This window comes from Mycobacterium sp. IDUB_3 (assembly GCF_055419585.1).
The window spans coordinates 646,337-667,249 of the sequence record NZ_JBVAXZ010000001.1; the positions used below are offsets into that span (position 1 = coordinate 646,337).

Genomic DNA, 20,913 nt, shown 5'->3' on the forward strand with positions numbered 1-20,913 from the left:
TGCGGGGTGGCCGAACCGTCTGCAGCGCAGTTGCGCAACCAACTCGACGGTGTGACCTTACGCGACGCCGCCCGTCTCGGCCGGCGCCTGAAAAACCTCCGCGACGCCTCGCCCGAGAAGCTGCGGCAGCTCGCCGATCAGGTCGCCGCGGCGCACGCGGTCGTCGCCGCCCGGCAAGCCGCCGTCCCCACCATCACCTACCCCGACCTCCCGGTCAGCGAGCGGCGACACGAAATCGCCGCAGCCATCCGGACGCACCAGGTGGTGGTGATCGCGGGGGAGACCGGATCGGGGAAGACCACCCAACTGCCCAAGATCTGTCTCGAGGCCGGCCGCGGCATCCGCGGAACAATCGGCCACACCCAGCCCCGCCGGCTGGCCGCCCGCACCGTCGCTCAGCGCATCGCCGACGAGCTGGGCAGCCCGCTCGGCGACACCGTCGGCTACACCGTGCGCTTCACCGACCAGGTCAGTGACCGCACGCTGATCAAGCTGATGACGGACGGCATTTTGCTCGCCGAGATCCAGCGCGACCGCCGCCTGCTGCGCTACGACACGCTGATCCTGGACGAGGCGCACGAGCGCAGCCTCAACATCGACTTCCTGCTCGGGTACCTGCGTGAGTTGCTGCCTCGCCGCCCCGATCTGAAGGTCATCATCACGTCGGCGACGATCGAGCCGCAGCGCTTCGCGGCGCACTTCGGCGGAGCCGAACATGTGCTCAGCGGCGGAGCCGAACATGTGCTCAGCGGCGGAGCCGAACATGTGCTGAGCGGCGGAGCCGAACATGTGCTCAGCGGCGGAGCGCCGATCATCGAGGTGTCCGGACGGACGTATCCGGTCGAGGTGCGCTACCGGCCGCTGGAAGTCGCCGTGCCTTCGGCCTCCGATGACGACCCGGACGACCCGGACCACGAGATCGTGCGGACCGAGACCCGCGACGAGGTCGAGGCGATCGTCGACGCGGTCGGTGAACTCGAGGCCGAGCCGCCGGGAGACATCCTCGTCTTCCTCTCCGGCGAGCGCGAGATCCGGGATACCGCAGAGGCTTTGAGCGGACTCAAGCACACCGAGGTGCTCCCGCTGTACGCGCGGCTGCCCACCGCCGAGCAACAGAAGGTGTTCGCGCCGCATACCGGGCGCCGCATCGTGCTGGCGACCAACGTCGCCGAGACGTCGTTGACGGTGCCGGGGATCCGCTATGTCATCGACCCGGGCAATGCCCGGATTTCGCGCTACAGCCGGCGCTTGAAGGTGCAGCGGCTGCCGATCGAGCCCATCTCGCAGGCGTCCGCCGCGCAGCGGGCCGGCCGTTGCGGCCGGGTCGCGCCCGGCGTGTGCATCCGGCTCTACTCCGAGCAGGACTTCGCGGCGCGGCCGCGTTACACCGAGCCCGAGATCCTGCGGACGAACCTCGCGGCCGTGCTGCTGCAGATGGCGGCCCTGCAGCTCGGCGACATCGAGCAGTTCCCCTTCCTCGATCCGCCGGACCGTCGCAGCGTCCGCGACGGCGTGCAGCTGCTGGCCGAACTCGGCGCGTTCGACCAGCACGGCGCCATCACCGATCTCGGCCGCCGCCTCGCGCGGTTGCCCGTCGATCCGAGGCTGGGCCGGATGATCCTGCAGGCACAGACCGAGGGGTGCGTCCGCGAGATGCTGGTGCTGGCCGCGGCACTGACAATCCCGGATCCGCGGGAACGCCCGAGTGACCGCGAGGAGGCGGCCCGCCAAAAGCATGCCCGTTTCGCCGACGAGCACTCCGACTTCGTGTCCTATCTCAACCTGTGGCGCTATCTGCGCGAGCAGCGGAAGTCTCTATCGGGCAATGCGTTTCGGCGAATGTGTCGTTCGGAGTTCCTGCATTATCTGCGCATTCGCGAATGGCAGGATCTGGTCGGGCAGCTGCGCAGCATCGCCCGCGAACTGGGCATCGTCGAGGACGCGGCAACTGAGGAGCCGGCCGATCCGGCGCGGGTGCACGCGGCACTGCTGGCGGGGCTGTTGTCGCACGTGGGCATGCGCCGCGAGGACACCCGCGAATACCTGGGCGCCCGCAACTCGCACTTCGTGCTCGCGCCCGGCTCGGCGCTCGCCAAACGGCCGCCGCGTTGGGTCGTCGTGGCGGAGATGGTCGAGACCAGCCGCTTGTACGGGCGCACCGCCGCCCGCATCCAGCCCGAAGTCGTGGAGCGGGTCGCCGGCGATTTGGTGCAGCGCACCTACAGCGAGCCGCATTGGGACGCCCAACGCGGCGAGGTGATGGCCTACGAGCGGGTGACGCTGTACGGGCTCCCGCTGGTCGCGCGCCGCCGCGTCGGATTCGCGCGCATCGAGCCGGTGGTGGCGCGCGAGTTGTTCATCCGCCACGCACTGGTCGAGGGCCACTGGCACACCCGCCATCACTTCTTCGCCGACAACGCGCGGCTGCGGGCCGAGCTCGAGGAGCTGGAGGAGCGGGCCCGCCGGCGCGACCTGTTGGTCGGCGACGACGACGTGTATGCGCTCTACGACGCCCGCATCCCCGCGGACGTCGTGTCTGCGCGGCACTTCGACGCCTGGTGGAAGAAGCAGCGGCACAAGACACCGGACCTGCTGACGTTCACCCGCACCGACCTGCTGCGCACCGACGAGACCGCCGACGCGGATCGGCCAAGCACGTGGCGCACCGGCGATGTCGCGCTGCAGTTGACCTACCGATTCGAGCCCGGAGCCGCCGACGACGGTGTCACCGTGCACGTGCCGATGGACGTGCTGGCGCGCTTGGGCGGCGACGAGTTCGCCTGGCAGGTGCCGGCGCTGCGCGAGGAACTGGTGACCGCGCTCATCCGCTCGCTGGCGAAAGACTTGCGCCGCAACTTCGTTCCCGCCCCCGACACGGCGCGCGCCGTGCTGGCGGCAATCGATCCGGCGGCCGAGCCGCTGCTGCCGGCGCTGCAACGCGAGTTACGCCGTCGCACCGGGGTTTTGGTGCCCATCGACGCCTTCGACCTGGACAAGCTGCCCTCGCACCTGCGAGTGACGTTCGCGGTCGAGGCCGGCGACGGCGCCGAGGTGGCCCGGGGCAAGGATCTGCGGGCGCTGCAGGAGCGGCTCACGGCGCCGGCCCGGCAAGCCGTCGCGCATGCGGTCGCCGGCGAGCTGGAGCAGGCGGGGTTGCGCGGCTGGCCCGATGACCTCGACGAGCTGCCGCGCGTCGTCGAACGCACGATTGACGGACGGACCGTGCGGGGGTTTCCCGCGTTCGTCGACGCGGGCGGCGCCGTCGACCTTCGCGTGTTCGCCACGTCGGCCGAGCAGGACCAGGCGATGGGGCCCGGCATCCGGCGGTTGGTGCGGCTCAGCGTCGCCTCCCCGGTCAAAGCCATTGCGCGTCAACTCGATCCACGGACCCGGCTGGCTCTCGGCACCAACCCGGACGGTGATCTGCCCGCGCTGCTGGGTGACTGCGCCGATGCCGCGACCGACGCGCTCGTTTCGGCGCCGGTGTGGACGCGCGCGGAGTTCGCCGTGCTGCAACAGCGGGCGGAAAAGTCCCTGCTGCCCGCCACCGTCGACATCGTGGGCCGTGTCGAGAAGGTGCTGGCCGCCGCTCAGGAGGTGCAACTCCTGCTGCCCGCGAATCCGCCGCCCGCGCACACCGATGCGATCGCCGACATCCGTGCGCAGCTGGCTCGGCTGTTGCCGGCCGGTTTCGTCACCGCCACCGGGGCCGCGCAGCTCGCCGATCTGACCCGCTACCTGCTTGGGATTCGTCGCCGCCTCGACGCGCTGCCTCGCGCCGCCCAGGCCGATCTGGAGCGCATGCAACGGGTGCACGCCGTGCAGGTGGCCTTCGACGAGCTGGTGCAGGAGCTGCCGCAGTCGGCGGGGGCGGCCTCCGAGGTTCGCGCTATCGCCCGGCAGATCGAGGAATTGAGGGTGAGCCTGTGGGCCCAGCAACTCGGCACGCCTCGCCCGGTCAGCGAGCAGCGGATCTACCGCGCGATCGACGCGGTGCGCAACCGTTGGTGATTGTTTTCCCCGCCACTTTCAACCTATAGCGCATACGGGGGCTTGCCGCAAGACCCGGGTGATGATGCAAAATCGCTGTCCTCGACCAGAATTCAGGCGAATCGGGGTGGCGAAGTGGATGTTTCGGCGGAATCAGGGGACGACGGCATCGAGCACGCGGTGCTCATCGCCGGGGGCGGTCCGACCGGGCTGATGCTGGCGGGCGAGTTGGCTTTGGCGGGGGTCGACACCGCCATTGTGGAGCGGCGCACCAGCCAGGACCTGATCGGAGCGCGGGCCGGCGGCCTGCATTCCCGCACCATCGAAGTTCTCGATCAGCGTGGCATCGCCGATCGGTTCCTGTCCCGGGGCCAGGTGGCGCAGGTCGCCGGGTTCTCCCAGATCCGGCTGGACATCAGTGACTTTCCCACCCGGCATCCCTACGGACTCGCGCTGTGGCAGAACGAGATCGAACGCATCCTGGCCGAGTGGGTCGGCGAGCTCGGCGTGCCGATCTACCGTGGCGGGCAGGTGGCAACATTTGCCCAGGACCGCAGCGGCGTCGACGTCGGCCTGGCCGACGGCCGCAAGATGCGGGGTGAGTATCTCGTCGGTTGCGACGGAGGACGCAGCGTGATTCGCAAGGCGGCCGGCATCGAATTTCCCGGATGGGACGCGACGACCAGCTATCTGCTCGCCGAGGTCGAAATGGATTTCGGGACCGGACAATCCCCGCAGTGGGGCATCCGCCACGACGCGATCGGAGTCCACGCCCTGTCCACCGCCGAGGAGGGCCGCGGCCCGGTGCGGGTGATGGTCACCGAGGCGCAGCTTGGACCTGGCTCCGAACCCACGCTGCGCGAGCTGAGCCAGGCACTCGTCGCCGCATACGGAACCGACTACGGAATCCACAGTCCCACTTGGCTTTCCCGGTTCACCGACGCGGCGCGCCAGGCCACCGCCTACCGCCGCGGCCGGGTCCTGCTCGCCGGGGACGCCGCACATATTCACCACCCGGTAGGCGGGCAGGGCCTCAACACCGGCGTGCAGGATGCGGTGAATCTGGGCTGGAAGCTGGGCCAGGTGGTCAACAAGACATCGCCCGACAGCCTCCTGGACAGCTACCACGCCGAACGGCACCCGGTTGCGCGGCGGGTAGTGCGCAACGCGTTGGCGCAGATGGCGCTCTTGCACCCCGACGAACGCACCAAGGCACTGCGCGACAGCGTGTCCGACCTGCTCGCCATGGACGAACCCCGCACCTGCTTCGCCGCGATGATGTCCGGCCTGGACATCCATTACGACCTGGGCGAGGGGCACCCGCTGGTGGGCCGCCGCATGCCCGACCTGGACCTGGTCACCGCCGACGGGTCGCTGCGGGTGTTCGACCTGCTGCGCTACGCCCGCCCGGTGCTGCTCAATTTCGGCGAGACCGGCCGCATCGACATCGCGCCCTGGGCGGACCGGGTTAAGACGGTCGACGCGAAACATGTTGACCGGTGCGTGCTTCCCGTGCTGGGCACCGTGAGTGTGCCGCCCGCGGTGCTGATCCGGCCGGACGGACACGTCGCCTGGGCGGGCGCCGGCACCGACCCGGCGCTGCGCGATGCCCTCGCCATCTGGTTCGGGCCGGCTGCGACGTGAGGCAACCAAAAGGGTGACTTGTGCCGGCCGGCGCAGGGTGTAACGTGCGTGTTCGCTGTTCAAGAGCAGGAAGCACCGACCGTGGACATGGCAACCGAGCAACCGCCGACTCCGCCCATGGATTGGGCCGAGGCCCAACCATTGCTCCGGCCGATGCTGCGCCCGCAAAGCTACGTCAACAGCTTGGTCAACACCGGGGCCCAGCCCTGGGTCCGCCCGGTGTTCCCCTTCATCAACGAGATGGTGGTCGTCGACCTCCCCACCGTGCGGGCCATAGTGTCGCCGGCGGAAACGGGCGCCTGGGGCGTCACCGGCGATCAGGCCTTCGCGGTGGCCAGGGAGAACCTTTCGGCGCGCCAGCAGCCCTTCGCGCCGGGTGAAAAGTTTTTGTTGAAAGACGCCGACGGCGGCACCTACATCGATTCGATGATCCTGGCCACCGGCTGGCTGGGTTCGCTGGCGGTGGCCGGCGGCCCCCGCCCGCTGGTGTTTTTCCCGGGCGACGGCGTGTTACTGCTGGGCACCGATGCGCCCGATAACGCCGAGGACCTCTTCGAGGCCGCCGAGCAGATGTACCTCGACGCCGACCAGCCCATCTCGCCGCAGGGCTACACCATCGTGGGCAGCGTCATCGCGCCGTTCGATCAGGCCGGCCCGCACCCCCTGCGCGGGTTGGCGTTGAGGGCCCGAACCCTGTTGGCCACAGAGGAATACAAGCACCAGGCCGAATTCTTGCGGGAGCATTATGAGCGCGAATTGTTCCCGCAATACGTCGGCGACGCGCAGATGATCGAGACGGCCTGGGGCCGGCGCACCAATGCGGTGTGGGGGCAGGGGATCCCGTGGGAGTTGCCGCAGACAGATTACGTCACGTTCGTGGTCGGCGAGCCGTCGAACGTGTCCGACAGGTTCACCGTGCCGTTCCCGACGGTGGTCGACGCGGTGGGCATCCTTCCCGTCGCGGGAATCAATCCGGTCCGCTACCGGGCCGACGAATGGCCGACGGCCGAGCTGCTGGCGACGCTGAAGGCGCACGCCATCGACATACCGAGTGAATGACGGTGCTCACCTGAGCCAGGCCGGAGAACCGCTAGTCCGGCGGCTCGCTGGTGGGGCCGCGGACAGCCGCTCGTTCCCGGTCGCTGCGGTTGCCGGGAACGCCTTCGGCTTCGCTCTCCTCGGTAACCTTCTCCTCGAGCTGGTCGACGATGTTTTCCAGCTCCTGAGCGCGGCTCAGCGGGTCTTTGTCGGGTTTGGTCATATCGCTTTCCATCGGCGTTGGTGGGGGACGGGCCCCGGCGCCGGGAACCCGCCGCTATTCCATACCCGATCGCGCGTTCGCTAACCAGATCCGGCGACCGTCGAACGAACGAGACACAAGGCCGTGGCGATGGAAGTATCGCAAGAGTGGCTACCGAGAAACCTCAGACCATCTCTTATCCCGCTGCCGACGCCCGCCCGCGTCGCCACCATTCCGATCCGCTCGACCCGCACGTCATCGTCCTTTTCGGGGCGACGGGCGATCTGGCGAAACGAAAGCTGATCCCCGGTCTGGCGTACCTGGACCAGTCCGAATTGGCGCCCGATATTCAGATCGTCGCCACGTCGCTGGAAGACCTGAGTCAAGACGAATTCCGCGATCTCGCCAAGAAGGCGGTCGATTCCTTCGGCACGCACACACTCACGCCCGAGCAGTGGTCGAACTTCGCGAACATAATCACCTACGTCCCCCAGGGCGCCGGACCCGAGGCGCTGGCCGAGGCGGTGGCGCAGGCCGAGGACAACCTGGGGCCCGACGTCCGGCGACTGCACTACCTGTCGGTGCCGCCCAAGGCGGCGCGCGCCGTCATCACCATGCTGCGCGATGCCAAGCTGGTCGAACGTTCGCGGGTGGTGATGGAGAAACCGTTCGGCACCGACCTGGCCAGCGCGGTGGCGCTGAACGACTTCGTGCACGAAACCTTCGAGGAATCGCAGATTTTCCGCATCGACCACTTCTTGGGCAAGGAAGCCGCGCAGAACATCCTGGCCTTCCGCTTCGCCAACGGCCTCTTCGAGCCGATCTGGAACCGCAACTTCATCGACCATATCCAGATCGACATTCCCGAGGCCCTGGGCCTGGACCAGAGGGCGAACTTCTACGAAGAGACCGGCGCCTACAAGGACATGGTGGTGACCCATCTGTTCCAGGTGATGGCGTTCGTGGTGATGGAACCGCCGACGGCGCTTGAACCGTTCGCCATCAGCGAGGAAAAGAACAAGGTGTTCCGATCGATGCTGCCGGTCAAACCCGCCAATGTGGTCCGCGGTCAGTACAACGGATACCGCGACGAGGACGGCGTGGCAAAGGATTCCGACACCGAGACGTTCATCGCGCTCAAGGTCGGCATCGACAACTGGCGGTGGGCCGGGGTGCCCATCTACCTGCGCACGGGTAAGAAGATGGCAGAGGGCATCCGCATCATCTCGATCGCGTTCAAAGAGGCCCCGCGAACCATGTTCCCGCCCGGATCCGGGGTGGGCACCCAGGGTCCCGATCACCTCACCTTCGACCTTGCCGACAACTCAAAGGTTTCGCTGTCGTTCTATGGCAAGCGGCCGGGGCCCGGCATGAAGCTGGACAAACTGTCCATGCAGTTCTCCTCGCAGGAGATCGACACCGTCGTGGATGTGCTGGAGGCCTACGAACGATTGATCCTCGATGCGATGCGGGGCGACCACACGCTGTTCAACACCGCGGAAGGCATCGAATCATTGTGGGAGCGTTCGGAAGGTCTGCTTACCGATCCGCCGCCGGCCAAGCTGTATCAGCCGGGCACATGGGGGCCCAACGCGATTCACCAATTGATCGCGCCGAATGCGTGGCGGCTGCCGTTCGAGCGGGAGTGGCGCGAGGCCAAGCCTTAGCGGAAGGCCGAACTCCTGGGGCTCAGCGCAGTTCGGCACTGAGGTAACTGATTGCGTGACGGAATTGCTTGAGGATTTCGTTGTCCGGCAGCGCGAATCCGTAACCCGCATAGACCTGTTCGGTGGGGTGGCGGGTGACGTTCCAGCCGGTGGCGCCCAGGTGATCAGCGGCGGGGCGGCGCTCCCCGAGCCAAATCAGCTCGGCGACATCGATGTCCAGCCCGTGCTGCCGCCAGGTGCTGCGCATCGCCCGGGCCCGTTCGTCGGTGAAGACGCTCATGTCGGTGATGTTCTCGGTGGCCATCCGACTGCCCGGGGCGCTGAGCGCGGTGATGTTGTCCAGCAGCCGGTCCTGGGCGTCGGGCGGTAGATAGGGCAGCAGGCCTTCGGCGATCCAGGCGGTGGGGGAGTTGGTGTCAAAGCCACCGTCGCGCAGGGCCGTTGGCCAATCATCGCGGAGATCGATGGCGACGGTCCGGCGCTCGGCGGTCGGTTCCGCGCCGATCTGGGCGAGCGTGGCGGTCTTGAAGGCGATGACTTCCGGCTGGTCGACCTCGAACACCACCGTGCCCGATGGCCACGACAATCGATAGGCCCGCGCGTCCAGCCCGGCGGCCAAGATGACGGCCTGCCGGATTCCGGCGGCGGTGGCGGCGCCGAAGAAGTCGTCGAAAAACCTGGTCCGCACGGTCATCTGCTCGCGCCGCTGCTGCAGCGTCATCGGCATGTCGCCGGTGTCGAGCGGGATCTGACCGTCCAGCATGCGGGTGAAGAAGGGATGCCCGACCGCGCGCACCAGGGGCTCGGCGAACCGGTCATCCAGTAGCGGATCCGGCTCGCGCGATGCCAGCGCCCGGGACGCCGCCACCATCGTCGAGGTCGCCCCCACGCTGGAGGCCAGGTCCCAGCTGTCGCCCTCGGTACGCGCCGAACCAGATGATGACATTCGCTTTCCCCTTCCGGATCCACCCGCCACGTCGGCCAATTCAGCGGTCGGGGCCGCTCGCCACCGGCGACTACACCACCGGTACCGAAGGGTACTTTCTGGCTATGTCGCGCGCACCACGCACCCGTCGCGCGGGCATCTGACTCCCATCCCCGTTGCACGCCGACTCCGAAAGTGAATAACTCCATGGCACCGACCCTGCGCCCGCGCCGATCCGCTCTGTACCTGCCCGGCAACAAGCCCCGCGCGCTGGAGAAGGGTAAGTCGCTGCCGGCGGACGTGCTGATATTCGACCTCGAGGATGCGGTGGGGCCCGACGCGAAAGCCGATTCGAGGGCGACGGTGTGCGACGCGATCTCGTCGCAGAGCTACCGGCCCCGCGAGGTCGTGGTGCGGATCAACGGGTTGGACACCGACTGGCACCGGGACGACCTGGCCGCCGTGGCCGGATCGACGGCCGACGGTGTGCTGGTGCCGAAAGTCGAGACGGGCCAACAGGTTCAAGCGCTGGCCGAGGCGCTCGACGCCTTAGGAGCGCCGAACTCGTTGCAGCTGTGGGTGATGATCGAAACGCCCCGGGCCTTTCTGCGGGCCGAGGAGGTCGCGTCGGCCAGCGATCGCCTGGCCGGGTTGGTGGTGGGGACCAACGACCTGGTCAACGAGCTGCACGGCCTGCACGTTCGCGGGCGCGCACCCGCCGTGCCCGCCCTCGGCCTGGCTTTATTGGGAGCGAGGGCGGCCGGAAAGGTGATCTTGGATGGCGTGTTCAACGACATCACCGACGAGGGCGCATTCCGGGCCGAGGCCCAACAGGGCCGCGAAATGGGATTCGACGGCAAGACCTTGATCCACCCGTCGCAGATCGCCCCGGCCAATGAGCTGTTCGGTCCGTCACACCAGGAGCTGGAGAACGCCCGCAAGATCGTCTCGGCTTACCAGCATGCGCAGGCGGCCGGGACCAGCGTGATCACCGTCGATGGCCGCATGATCGAGAGCCTGCACGTCCGCGACGCTCAGCGAATCCTGACCCTCGCGGATTTGATCTCGGAGATGGAATCCGCCTCTTAGGCCGAGTGGACATATCGTGCGCACGGTGGCGGTGCGCGGCGCAAGCCCGCGACGGGCGTTCGGTGCCTGCCACACGGTAGGTTGAACGCGTTCGGAGGCGACTCGAGAGGAGATAACGTGGGCCAGTCCGCGGCCATGGCCGAGGCCGACCGCACCTGGATGATCGACACGTTGCTGGCGCTGCTGCAGACCCCGAGCCCGTCGGGACGCACGGATGCGGTGATGCAGGTCATCGGCGACATCTTCGACCATTTCGGGGTGCCATTCACGCTGACCCGGCGGGGAGCGCTGACCGCCGAATTGCCCGGTGAATCCGCGACCATCGACCGGGCCCTGGTGGTGCACTCCGACACGATCGGCTGCATGGTCCGCGAGCTGAAGGACAACGGCCGCCTCGAGATCGTTCCGGTCGGCACCTTTTCGGCGCGGTTCGCCGCCGGCGCCCGGGTGCGCATCTTCATCGACGACCCCGACGAGTTCATCACCGGTACGGTCATGCCGCTCAAGGCCAGCGGGCACGCGTTCGGCGACGCAATCGACACGCAACCCACGGACTGGGACCACGTCGAGGTCCGCATCGACCGCAGCGTGTCGACGCGGGAGGACCTGGTTCGGCTCGGCCTGCAGGTCGGTGATTTCGTGGCCCTGATCACCAGCCCCGAACTCACCGCCGACGGTTTCATCGTTTCTCGTCATCTGGACGGGAAGGCGGGCGTCGCGATCGCGCTGGCCCTGGCCAAGAACTTCTCCGAGAACAAAGTGGTGCTGCCGCACCGCACCACGATCCTGGTCACCATCACCGAGGAGGTCGGCCACGGGGCCAGCCACGGCCTGCCCGCGGATGTCGCCGAGCTGGTGTCGGTGGACAACGCGGTGTGCGCGCCGGGCCAGCATTCGCTCGAGGACGGCGTGACGATCCCGATGGCCGACATGCACGGCCCATTCGACTACCACCTGACCCGGAAACTTTGCCGGCTCGCGCACGAACAGGGAATTCCGTTCGCGCGTGACATTTTTCGCTACTACCGCTCCGATGCCGCGGCGGCGATCGAGGCCGGGGCCAACACCCGCGCCGCGCTGGTCGGCTTCGGCCTCGACGGCAGCCATGGCTGGGAGCGCACCCACATCGATTCGCTAGAAGCGGCCTATCACCTGCTGCACGCCTGGCTGCAGACACCGTTGACGTTCGCCAAGTGGGACGCCAAGCCGACCGGCAGCCTGCGCGACTTTCCCTCGCAAGAGCAGCCCGCACCCAGCGAGCGGTGGGTGCCGCTGTCCCGCGGCGATTTCGAGAGCCCCGGCGAGGCGTCGCCCGGGACACACTGGCCGCCGGAGGGACCCCAGGCCTGAGGCCGCTACATCTGGGCCCAGACGACCTTGGTCTGTAGGTAGGTCTCGATGCCGGCCTTGCCGGACTCGTGGCCCCAGCCGGATTGCTTGTAGCCGCCAAACGGCATCGAGTGGTCGTACGGGAAAGCGCAATTGAGCCCGACGGTTCCGGCCTTGAGCCGCTTGGCCAGCCGGTGCGAGCGACCGAGGTCCTTGGTCCACACCGTCGCGGCCAGCCCGTAGGTGCTGTTGTTGGCCAGCGCGACCGCCTCGTCCTCGTCGTCGAACGGCAGGATCGTGACGACCGGCCCGAAGATCTCCTCCTGGAACAACCGGCTGGTGTCGGGATCGACGTCGGTGACGACCGTGGGGTGCACGAAGTAGCCCTTGCGGTCCAGCCGGTGCCCGCCGGTCACTATCTGAGCGCCGTCGGACCAACCCTGCTCGAGGTAACCCAGCACCCGATCGAGTTGCTTCTGGCTGATCAGCGGGCCGCTCATGGTGCCCTCTTCTTTGGGGCCACCCATCTTCATGGCGTCGGCGACCATCGCCATGCCCTCGACGACCTGGTCGTAGACGCCGCGCTGCACCAGAATGCGCGAACCGCACACGCAGGCCTGCCCGGAGTGGACGAAGGTGCCGAACGCCGACATCGGGATCGCCTTCTTCAGCTTCGCATCGTCGAAGATCAGCACCGGCGACTTGCCGCCGAGCTCCAGGGTGACCTTGTTGAGGTTGCTGTCCGCCGAGGCGTGCACGATCGCGCGGCCGACCTCCGTCGATCCGGTGAAGGCGACCTTCTCCACGTCGGGGTGCGCGGTGATGGCCGCGCCGACGGTGTGCCCGTAACCGTTGACCAGGTTGGCCACCCCGTCGGGCACCCCGGCCTCGGCCAGCAGGCGCATCAGGACGTGCGCTGAAAGTGGCGTCTCCTCAGCAGGTTTGACCACACTGTTGCAGCCGGCCGCCAGCGCCGGCGCGAGCTTGGCGCAGAAATTGAACACCGGCCCGTTCCACGGGAAGATCAGCCCGACCACGCCGTAGGGCTCACGCACCGTATAGGTGTGCATGTGCGAGTCGACGCCGGTCAGGCCGCCGGTGTTCACATCCCGCGCGATGCCGTCGATCTTGGTACACCAACCCGCGTAGTAGCGGAACCACTCGGCGCCGATCTTCACCTGCATCTCCGCCTGCGCGGGATACATTCCGGCGTTGAGCATTTCGAGCTCGGCGAGCAGGTCGGCGTTCTCGTCGATCAGGTCCGCGACGCGCCACAGGATCTTCGCCCGCTCATAATCGGGCTTGCCGGACCAGATCCCGGCCTCCGCGCCGGCTTTCGCGCGCGCAACCGCCTCGTCGACGGCTTCGGTGCCGCAGTCGGTGAACGAGCCGATCTGCTCCTCGGTGGAGGGATCGAAGATCGGGATCACGTCACCGGTACCGGGGCGTTCCCGAAGCTCGTCCAGTACGGATTGCACCGTCATGCGTCTCCTCCTCACCCGGCTGGCTGCGGCAGAAGTTACGCGCTTAACCCGGTGCTGTCTACGACATTCGGAAGAAACGCCGCACCGACACGGCGGCTACCGGCCACGGGCGATCCGGTCGGCGCGCCAGCACCGGGACTGCATCGGGATGTCGATTGCTTCGGCGCCGGGGAAACGCTCGGCCAGGACGGCTCGGGCTTTGTCGAGCCGCTGCGCGCGGTCATCCGGAGAGGCGATGATCACCCGGCTGTAGGTGGCAAGCATCGCGACGACATCGTCGATCTTCATGGTCCGCACGAACCCGAACGTCTCCCGCGCGACGTTGTGGAAGATCTGCGGATCGGGGAGCACGACGTTCTGGTGGCGCCGGCGGAAGCGGTCGGGCGCATCCAGTTCGGACGCATCGTCCTTGGGCAGCACCTCGAGGTCGCGCACCCAGTCGACGTCGCGATCTCGACTCGTCCAGATCAGCCCGAACCGTCCGTTGTCGCGCAATACGCGGCCGATCTCCGGCACCGCGCGTTCGGGATCCATCCAATGCCACGCCGACGAGACGAACACCGCGTCCGCGGAATCATCGGGGAGTGGAATCGCCTCGCCGGTGCCCGCCACGGCGCTAACCCCGGGGGACCGCTCGGCCAGCACCGCGCGCATCCGCGCATCGGGCTCGACGGCGACCACGTGCGCCGCCCGGCCGACGAGCGTGCGGGTGAACAACCCGGTGCCCGCACCGACGTCGACGGCCACCTCACACCCGGATGGCAACAACCAGTCCACCGCCTGTTGCGGTGGGGGCGGCCGCAGCCCGTCGTAGTCCTGCGCGATCGAACCGAAGGACATCGCACGCTCTTGACGATCAGTCACACGCGACAACGTAATCCGGCTCGCTGTGCAAGACATGAGAAGTTGTGGCGCGTCACCACAGTGCGCTGTGATTGACCAGTGCATCGGCGATCAGGCCGGTTCCGAAAACCAGGAACAACAGCCGCACCGCCATCGGCCCGTAGCGGGTGAGCGCGCGCACGATCGCGCGCTGAATGCGCTTGGCTCGCATGGTTTTCCTCATCGAGAGGGCAAGGATCAGCAGCGGCGGCGACAGGGCGATCGCCCAGTAGGCGATGATGACCAGCGGCCAGAGCGGCGGTCGCGGGTGCAACGCGGCGAGCATGGCCAGCACGGTGAGGTAGGGCACCGCGGTCGGGGCCTGGCCACTGCCCACCGCGAGCCCCAGGAATCCGAGCAGCCACGGACGTTGCCGCATCGCAGCCAGCGCCCAGCCGGGTGCCGATGATTGTGCGGTCAGCGGGAAGTAGGCCAAGCCGATCAGGACGATCCCCAGCAGAAGTTCGCCCCGGAAGCGAATTGCCGGTGTCAGGTGAAAGTCGAGCACCTCGGTGATGAAGCCGATGCCCAGCACGGTGCACACGCCGAAGGCGGTCGTCACCGCGAACACGCCCGCGATGTAGCTCAGGGCGCCCGGAATTGGTGACCGGCGCCCCAGCCGGCTGTCGAAGATGATGGCCGAGACCACTCCCACGCTGAGCACATTGAGCGAGTCGAGAAACGCCAATCCGGCAAGCGCCAGCGCCAGGGCCGCCACGCGTCTGTACCGGGCCTAGCGTCCGGATGCACCGGCCGCCCACGGCGGGCGGCGCGCTGACCACGGCGGCAGGACCAAGGCGGCGATCATGCTGCAGACAATACGAGTTCGAGTGGGAACCTGTCGGGCGAGGCTGCCGGTTGCCGCGGATGATCGCGCTCACCGCCGCGGCCACTGGTGATGCGGGGGGCGATGGTGTCGGGGCAGGTAATGCGCGGCATTATCGATGCGTCGGCGGCGCGTATTCCGATATCGCGATCGAACGTGCTCATCAAGGGCAAGCTCCGCAACGGACGCCTGATCTGGCAGCGCGCGAAACGGTGATAGCCGGGAAGCGCAACGCCAGACCGGCCGCGCACCTAGGGAGAACCGAATGGGATTGCTTGACAACAAGACCGCCGTCATCACCGGCGCCAACTCCGGGATCGGGCTGGCCACCGCGCAGCGGTTCCTTGACGAGGGCGCCGACCGGGTGTTCATCACGGGCCGGCGTCAGCCCGAACTCGACGATGCGGCAAGCAAATTGGGCCCGGGTGCCACCGCAGTGCGCGGCGACGTCGGAACGCCGGGGGACCTGGACCGGCTCTACGCCGAGGTCGCGGCCGCCGGCAACGGTCTCGACATCGTGATGGCCAACGCCGGATCGACGAGGGTGGCGCGACTGGGCGAGATCAACGACGACGACCTCGACACGCTGCTGACCACCAACGTCAAGGGAGTCGTCTACACCGTGCAGAAAGCGCTGCCGGTGCTCAACGACGGCGCCTCCATCATCCTGATTGGCTCCACCACCGCCGACCGGGGACGCGCCGGACTGAGCATCTACGCCGCCACCAAGGCGGCCGTCCGTTCGCTGGCCCGCGCCTGGGCCAGTGAACTCGCCGACCGCAACATCCGGGTCAACGTGATCGTGGCCGGCTCCACGGCCACGCCGGGAAGCAATGCGTTGGCCGCGCAGACCGATCCCGACGCTTCGATCGAGGAGTTCCGCGCCGAACGCATCGCCACGATTCCGCTGGGCCGCTTCGCCGATCCCACCGAGATCGCCAATGCCGCGGTGTTTTTGGCCAGCGATCTGTCCAGCTTCAGCACCGGTTCCACGGTCACCGCCGACGGCGGATTCAACCAGGTCTGACGGATTCGCCGGGCCGGTCCATAGGCGTGCGTCAGCGCTGAGGTTCCGCGATGCTGTCGGCCAATTCATCGAAGATGGCCTGGTTCAGCCCGAAGGCGAATTTGACCTCGCCGACGATGCGATCGATGTCGCCGGTGTCGGCGCGAAGAGCGTCGAGGCGAGCGCGATAGGCGTCTTTGTAGGATTTGGGCCGCACCGGAAACTCGTAGAACGCGAGGCCGGCGCCGCCGAGATCGAATGTGCGATCCAGAATTTTGCCGATGCCCCGGCCTCCGGAGAGATCCCCGAGATAGCGCGTGTAGTGGTGAGCCACCAGCGCACCGCCCCATGTGAGGGTGCCGAGCCGCTCGGCATAGGCCGCCGCCGCGGGAGAGTCGACATTGCGTGCGGCACCCCGGGGCAGCCAGTGTTCGAGGTCGGCGTCGATAGCCGTCAGGCGTTCCAGCGCGGGGTCATACACTGCGGCAACCATCGAGTCGTCACGCCGGGTCCGCACGGCGTCCTCCAGGGCCGCATACACCACGCGCAACCGCAGCAGATAATCGGAATAGCCGGCCGCGCCGATCCGTCCGGCGAGCAGTTCGGACATGAACGGGCTCTGCTCGGCGGCATCGTGTTCGGCCGCCGAGCCCTCCTTCATCGCGACCGACAGGCGGCGGCTTGCTGGGACGGCGATCGAGCACATGACCTGCCCAGATTACATTGGTGATCTGGGCGGGGCGGGTTGTGGCGGCGGATGCGATTGAGTGATGGGCAAAGCCGCGTGGAAGTGCGGACCGCGGCTGACCTGGTCGGAGTATGGCGACACACGTTGATAGCTTGGAGGTCTGGCTGCTACCCCTGATCAATCCGATAAAGCCGCTCGCGTGACCAACGACGAGCGGTCCGTCCGGCCATCGGCACCCGCGGAGCAGTCGATCGATGATCTCGTACCGGTCGGCACCCCGATCGACCTGGACAACTGCGCGCGTGAGCCGATCCACATCCCCGGCAGCATCCAGCCGCGCGGTGTGCTCGCGGTGGTGCGTGAGCCCGCGTTCGAGGTGCGCCAGGTCAGCGCCAACGTCGCAGATCTGCTCGGCCGTCCCGTCGGCGCCATCGTGGGACGGCACCTGTCGGCATTGATCGGTTCCGAGCAAGCCGCCCGCATCGAGCAGGCCGCGGCGACCTTCGCCAGCCTGCGCCAGAACAACCCGCTCGAGGTCACCATCGAGGTCGCCGGCGAGCCGCGGGCCTTCGACGCGATCCTGCACCGCGAGCCGGGCGGTTTGCTGCTGGTGGAACTCGAGATCGCCTACGGCGAGCGTCCGTTCTCCTTCCCGAACACGTATCAGTCGGTACGTGGCGCGGTGGAGGAGTTGAACCGGGCCTCCACGCTGACCGAGCTGTACGCCACCGCCGCGCGCGCCGTCCGCGACCTGACCGGCTTCGACCGGGTCATGGTGTACCGCTACGACGAGGAATACAACGGCGAGGTTGTCGCCGAGTCCAAGCGCGACGACCTCAACTCCTTCCTCGGCCTGCATTACCCGTCGACCGACATCCCGGCGCAGGCGCGCGCGCTGTACGAGAAGAACTGGATTCGGCTGATTTCCGACGTCGATTACGCGCCGGCACCGCTGGTGCCGAGCATCGACCCGGTGACCGATACGCCACTGGATCTGACCTATGCCACGTTGCGCAGCGTGTCGCCCATTCATGTCGAATATCTGCGGAACATGGGTGTGCACGCATCGATGTCGATCTCGTTGCTGCGGCGGGGGCGGCTGTGGGGGCTGATCGCCTGTCACCATTACACCGGTCCACACCTGCCACCCTTCGGCACCCGGGCGGCGGCCGAGTTCCTCGGTTCGACCCTGTCGCTGCGACTCGTCGACCGGTTCGAGGACGAACAACTGCACAAGAGGTTGGCCGCGCAGGCCATTCTGGCCAAGCTCACCGCCGCCACGCTGGACGATGGCGAACCGCTGTCGGAGGCGCTGCTCGGCGCGCCCGACCTGTTCGATCTCGTGCCGGCCGACGGCGTGGTCATCGATATCGGAGGCGATCTGCGGATGCGCGGCTCGGTTCCACCCCCGGACGTCGTCTCGGCCGTCGCCGCCTGGGCGCGTGACGTGGACGAAGACGTCGCCAGCAGCGAATGCCTGTCCCGGGCGCTGCCCGAGCTCGATCTCGATCCCCAGGTGGCCGCCGGTGCGCTGGTGCTCAACCTGCCTGACGGCCAATACGCCATCTGGTTCCGGCGAGAGGTGCTGCGCTCGGTCGACTGGGGCGGCGACCCCTACAACAAGGCGATCGCGGTCAGCGAGGGTCAACTGCGGCTCAGCCCGCGCAAATCGTTCGACCGGTGGCGCGAGATCGTCCACCAACGCAGTGAGCCGTGGTCGCCGAGCGAGACCGAATCCGCAGGGTCATTGCGGCGCTACCTGGTCGAGTCGCTGTACCGCCGCACGCGCGGGGCGCTGCGCGTGGCTGAGACGCTGCAGCGCAGCCTGCTGCCCGAGTCGATCCCGGCGCTCGAAAGCTGGGAACTATCGGCACATTACGAGCCGGCGGCGGGGGACAACGTCGGCGGCGACTGGTACGACGCGTTCGAGCTACGCGACGGCCGGCTGATCGTGCTGATCGGCGACGTCGCCGGACACGGCATCGCCGCGGCCGGCACCATGGCCGCGCTCCGCAACGCCCTGCGCGCCCAATTGTTCGCCGGCGCCGCGCCGGCCGAGGCGCTGTCGCAGCTCAACGACTTCTGTCTGCATATGCTGCGCGGCGCGTTCGCCACCGTCATCGCCGCGCGGGTCGATCTCGGCTCGGGCCGGGTGGAGGCGGCGTCTGCCGGTCACTTGATGCCGTACCTGACGAACTCCTCGGCGCCGGCGGTACCGGCACCGATCAAGCTCTCGCCACCCATCGGCGTCAAAGGCGTGAAATACGCACCCAGCACCTTCACCGTCGAACCCGGACACGGCGTGGTCCTGTTCTCCGACGGCCTGGTGGAACGTCGCGGTGAATCGATCGACGACGGCCTCGACCTGCTGGCCGAAATCCTCGGCCGGGCCGGTGATACCGCGGCGACCGGAATCTGGACGGCGATGGCATCGGACCACACCGACGACGACGTCACCATCATCACGCTGCGCCGACCCTGAACTCTCGCTAAGCGATTCGTATATCAGCGCCTAATTGAGCGGCGGCCATCTACAGTTCGACGAATAGCGAACCGTAACCGCCCTTAAAGGACAATGCGATGGCGAAAAGTGTTGCGACCAAAAACAACAACGAAAAGATCGTGGTCGATTTTATACATGCCGCTTACGGCCAGAGCATGGATATCGACGCCATGACCGCCCTGATGGCCGAGGACTTCGTCTGGCAGCTCCACGTTCCGCTCTCACCGATCGTCCGCGGACGTGACGCGGCGCGCGCGGAACTCGAAAAGCACAACACCCTCTCGACGGGCATGATCGAGGGCAGCGAAATCCGCACGATCGTGTCCGACAGCGACACCGTCGTCGTTGAGCGGGTCGACGTGAACGCCATGAACGGCGTCGCGGTCACTTTCCACGTCACGGCCCTCTTCGAGATGCGCGACGGTGCGATCACGCATTGGCGTGAGTATTGGGACACCACTCGCGTTGCCCAACAACTCGGGATAGATCCCGCGCTCATGTTCGCGCCGTTAGGCGATTGACCTACGGCACAAGGGATCTGGTGGGTGGAGCTAACCTGCGGCGTTCAGGATCTTGATCGCGAACACCAGCGAGTCGCCGGGCTGGATACCCGCGCTGGGCTGGCCTTGGGGGTAACCATCGGCGGGGACCATCGCGACGGCGACCGTCGACCCGACCTTTTGCCCTGCGATGGCCTTCTGGAATCCCGGGACGACTCCGGTCAGCGGGAAGTCGACCGGGGCGCCGCGCTGGTAGCTGCTGTCGAACACTGACCCGTCACGTCCGTTTACGCCCATGTAGCAGACCGAGACCCTGGCGGTGTTGGACACCACCGGCCCGTCTCCGGCGTGCAGCGTATGCACCTGGGTCTGGCTCACGCTGAACGGTGCGGTCACGTTCACCAGCGGGGCGGTCGTATCCGTGGATCCGGTGACCGCGACGCTGCCGGTGGTGCCGCTCAGTGTCCAGTCGGGCGTTCCGCCGTTCTGCGGCGCCGCGGTGGGACACGAGCCGGCCGCGATAGCCGTGCCGGCGCCAGCGAACGTCATGACGGTTGCCGCGACACAAGCCGTGAGCGCGACGGAGGAATACATCCAGGAGGACTTCACGGCCGTCACGCTACAGCCACCGTGCTTCTCAAGAGGCGCGGGGCTCCACAGATCGCGCGTCGAGATCATTCGTCGGTTGGACGAGGCGTGAGTTGCTGAAGAATGCGCAACAGCGACTTGCGGTCCGACGGAGTCAGTTGGCAAAGCCAACGCTCTTCGCCACGCTGAATTGCCTGCTGTGCCTGCCTTTTGATCGTCCGTCCGCGCTCGGACAGCTCAAGCAGCCGGACTCGACGGTCGTCAGGGTCGGGGCGGCGCTCGATGTACCCGAGCTGCTGTAGATCGTCGAGAACCGCGATGATGCGTGTCTTGTCCGCGCCGATAGCCGCAGCCAGGGCGGCTTGAGTGCGCACTGGCGAGTTGTCCAGCTCGGTCAACACGGTGTAACCCCACATCGTTAGGCCGTGGCGCTCAAGAATCGGCAGCTCGGCAGCCACGAGTTCGCGCACCAACGGTCCGAGCATGGCCGCAAGATCAGGTCGGGGCTGCCCTTTGGTCATGGCGCGATAGTAGAGGAGACACGATAATATG

The 20,913-nt window shown here is 67.4% G+C and carries 18 protein-coding genes; 9 read left to right on the forward strand and 9 right to left on the reverse strand.

The genetic code is table 11. The annotated features are described in order from the left end of the window. The first annotated feature begins 6 nt into the window (after nt 1-6). The 3 genes from hrpA to ACZYVJ_RS02795 all read left to right on the forward strand — a co-directional run bounded on the left by hrpA (nt 7) and on the right by ACZYVJ_RS02795 (nt 6,693). Nucleotides 7-4,011 carry an ATP-dependent RNA helicase HrpA gene (gene hrpA / locus ACZYVJ_RS02785; RefSeq protein ID WP_463829619.1) on the forward strand — a complete coding sequence of 1,335 codons (4,005 nt, stop codon included), beginning with the start codon at nt 7-9 and terminating at the stop codon, nt 4,009-4,011. Nucleotides 4,012-4,125: 114 nt separating this feature from the next. After that, the gene (locus tag ACZYVJ_RS02790; RefSeq protein ID WP_463829620.1) at nt 4,126-5,634 is read left to right on the forward strand and encodes an FAD-dependent monooxygenase; all 1,509 of its coding nucleotides are present in this window, start codon (nt 4,126-4,128) and stop codon (nt 5,632-5,634) included. A gap of 81 nt (nt 5,635-5,715) precedes the next feature. After that, entirely contained in the window at nt 5,716-6,693 is a 978-nt protein-coding gene (locus tag ACZYVJ_RS02795) for a DUF1444 domain-containing protein (protein ID WP_463832804.1), read from the forward strand. A 31-nt stretch (nt 6,694-6,724) separates the two neighbouring features. Here ACZYVJ_RS02795 and ACZYVJ_RS02800 read toward each other — a convergent pair whose 3' ends face one another. Beyond that, complete coding sequence (locus ACZYVJ_RS02800; protein WP_463829621.1) at nt 6,725-6,907, reverse strand: hypothetical protein; 183 nt, start codon at nt 6,905-6,907, stop codon at nt 6,725-6,727. A gap of 134 nt (nt 6,908-7,041) precedes the next feature. Here ACZYVJ_RS02800 and zwf point away from each other — a divergent pair, with 134 nt between their 5' ends. Beyond that, nucleotides 7,042-8,541: a glucose-6-phosphate dehydrogenase gene (gene zwf / locus ACZYVJ_RS02805; protein WP_463829622.1), complete on the forward strand. Its 1,500-nt coding sequence runs from the start codon at nt 7,042-7,044 to the stop codon at nt 8,539-8,541. Between the two features lie 22 nt (nt 8,542-8,563). Here zwf and ACZYVJ_RS02810 read toward each other — a convergent pair whose 3' ends face one another. Further along, the gene (locus ACZYVJ_RS02810) at nt 8,564-9,487 is read right to left on the reverse strand and encodes a class I SAM-dependent methyltransferase (RefSeq protein ID WP_463829623.1); all 924 of its coding nucleotides are present in this window, start codon (nt 9,485-9,487) and stop codon (nt 8,564-8,566) included. A gap of 186 nt (nt 9,488-9,673) precedes the next feature. Here ACZYVJ_RS02810 and ACZYVJ_RS02815 point away from each other — a divergent pair, with 186 nt between their 5' ends. Together ACZYVJ_RS02815 and ACZYVJ_RS02820 are read left to right on the forward strand one after the other, a co-directional pair. Beyond that, nucleotides 9,674-10,555, forward strand: a complete 882-nt coding sequence (locus ACZYVJ_RS02815) for an HpcH/HpaI aldolase/citrate lyase family protein (RefSeq protein ID WP_463829624.1) — start codon at nt 9,674-9,676, stop codon at nt 10,553-10,555. A 117-nt stretch (nt 10,556-10,672) separates the two neighbouring features. Beyond that, a complete protein-coding gene (locus tag ACZYVJ_RS02820; protein ID WP_463829625.1) occupies nt 10,673-11,905 on the forward strand; it encodes an osmoprotectant NAGGN system M42 family peptidase in 1,233 nt (410 codons plus the stop codon). 5 nt (nt 11,906-11,910) lie between these two features. Here the strand turns inward: ACZYVJ_RS02820 and ACZYVJ_RS02825 are convergent, their stop codons facing one another. The 4 genes from ACZYVJ_RS02825 to ACZYVJ_RS02840 form a co-directional block, all read right to left on the reverse strand. Continuing rightward, the gene (locus ACZYVJ_RS02825) at nt 11,911-13,368 is read right to left on the reverse strand and encodes an aldehyde dehydrogenase family protein (RefSeq protein ID WP_463829626.1); all 1,458 of its coding nucleotides are present in this window, start codon (nt 13,366-13,368) and stop codon (nt 11,911-11,913) included. Between the two features lie 96 nt (nt 13,369-13,464). Then, nucleotides 13,465-14,232 carry a class I SAM-dependent methyltransferase gene (locus ACZYVJ_RS02830; protein ID WP_463829627.1) on the reverse strand — a complete coding sequence of 256 codons (768 nt, stop codon included), beginning with the start codon at nt 14,230-14,232 and terminating at the stop codon, nt 13,465-13,467. A 52-nt stretch (nt 14,233-14,284) separates the two neighbouring features. After that, on the reverse strand, nt 14,285-14,968 hold the full coding sequence (locus ACZYVJ_RS02835) for a GAP family protein (RefSeq protein WP_463829628.1): 684 nt from the start codon (nt 14,966-14,968) through the stop codon (nt 14,285-14,287). An 86-nt stretch (nt 14,969-15,054) separates the two neighbouring features. Next, nucleotides 15,055-15,240, reverse strand: coding sequence for a hypothetical protein (locus ACZYVJ_RS02840; RefSeq protein WP_463829629.1), 186 nt, complete (start codon nt 15,238-15,240; stop codon nt 15,055-15,057). Between the two features lie 101 nt (nt 15,241-15,341). Between ACZYVJ_RS02840 and ACZYVJ_RS02845 the strand changes: the two genes are divergently transcribed. Then, nucleotides 15,342-16,103 carry an SDR family NAD(P)-dependent oxidoreductase gene (locus tag ACZYVJ_RS02845; RefSeq protein WP_463829630.1) on the forward strand — a complete coding sequence of 254 codons (762 nt, stop codon included), beginning with the start codon at nt 15,342-15,344 and terminating at the stop codon, nt 16,101-16,103. Nucleotides 16,104-16,134: 31 nt separating this feature from the next. On the opposite strand, the gene ACZYVJ_RS02850 is transcribed toward ACZYVJ_RS02845, so the two are convergent. Further along, nucleotides 16,135-16,788, reverse strand: a complete 654-nt coding sequence (locus ACZYVJ_RS02850) for a biliverdin-producing heme oxygenase (protein WP_463829631.1) — start codon at nt 16,786-16,788, stop codon at nt 16,135-16,137. Nucleotides 16,789-16,969: 181 nt separating this feature from the next. Between ACZYVJ_RS02850 and ACZYVJ_RS02855 the strand changes: the two genes are divergently transcribed. Further along, nucleotides 16,970-19,252, forward strand: a complete 2,283-nt coding sequence (locus ACZYVJ_RS02855) for a SpoIIE family protein phosphatase (protein WP_463829632.1) — start codon at nt 16,970-16,972, stop codon at nt 19,250-19,252. A 98-nt stretch (nt 19,253-19,350) separates the two neighbouring features. Continuing rightward, nucleotides 19,351-19,794, forward strand: a complete 444-nt coding sequence (locus ACZYVJ_RS02860) for a limonene-1,2-epoxide hydrolase family protein (protein ID WP_463829633.1) — start codon at nt 19,351-19,353, stop codon at nt 19,792-19,794. Between the two features lie 30 nt (nt 19,795-19,824). On the opposite strand, the gene ACZYVJ_RS02865 is transcribed toward ACZYVJ_RS02860, so the two are convergent. Then, the gene (locus ACZYVJ_RS02865) at nt 19,825-20,367 is read right to left on the reverse strand and encodes an FKBP-type peptidyl-prolyl cis-trans isomerase (RefSeq protein ID WP_463832805.1); all 543 of its coding nucleotides are present in this window, start codon (nt 20,365-20,367) and stop codon (nt 19,825-19,827) included. Nucleotides 20,368-20,447: 80 nt separating this feature from the next. After that, entirely contained in the window at nt 20,448-20,882 is a 435-nt protein-coding gene (locus ACZYVJ_RS02870; RefSeq protein WP_463829634.1) for a MarR family winged helix-turn-helix transcriptional regulator, read from the reverse strand. Between the last annotated feature and the right edge of the window lie 31 nt (nt 20,883-20,913).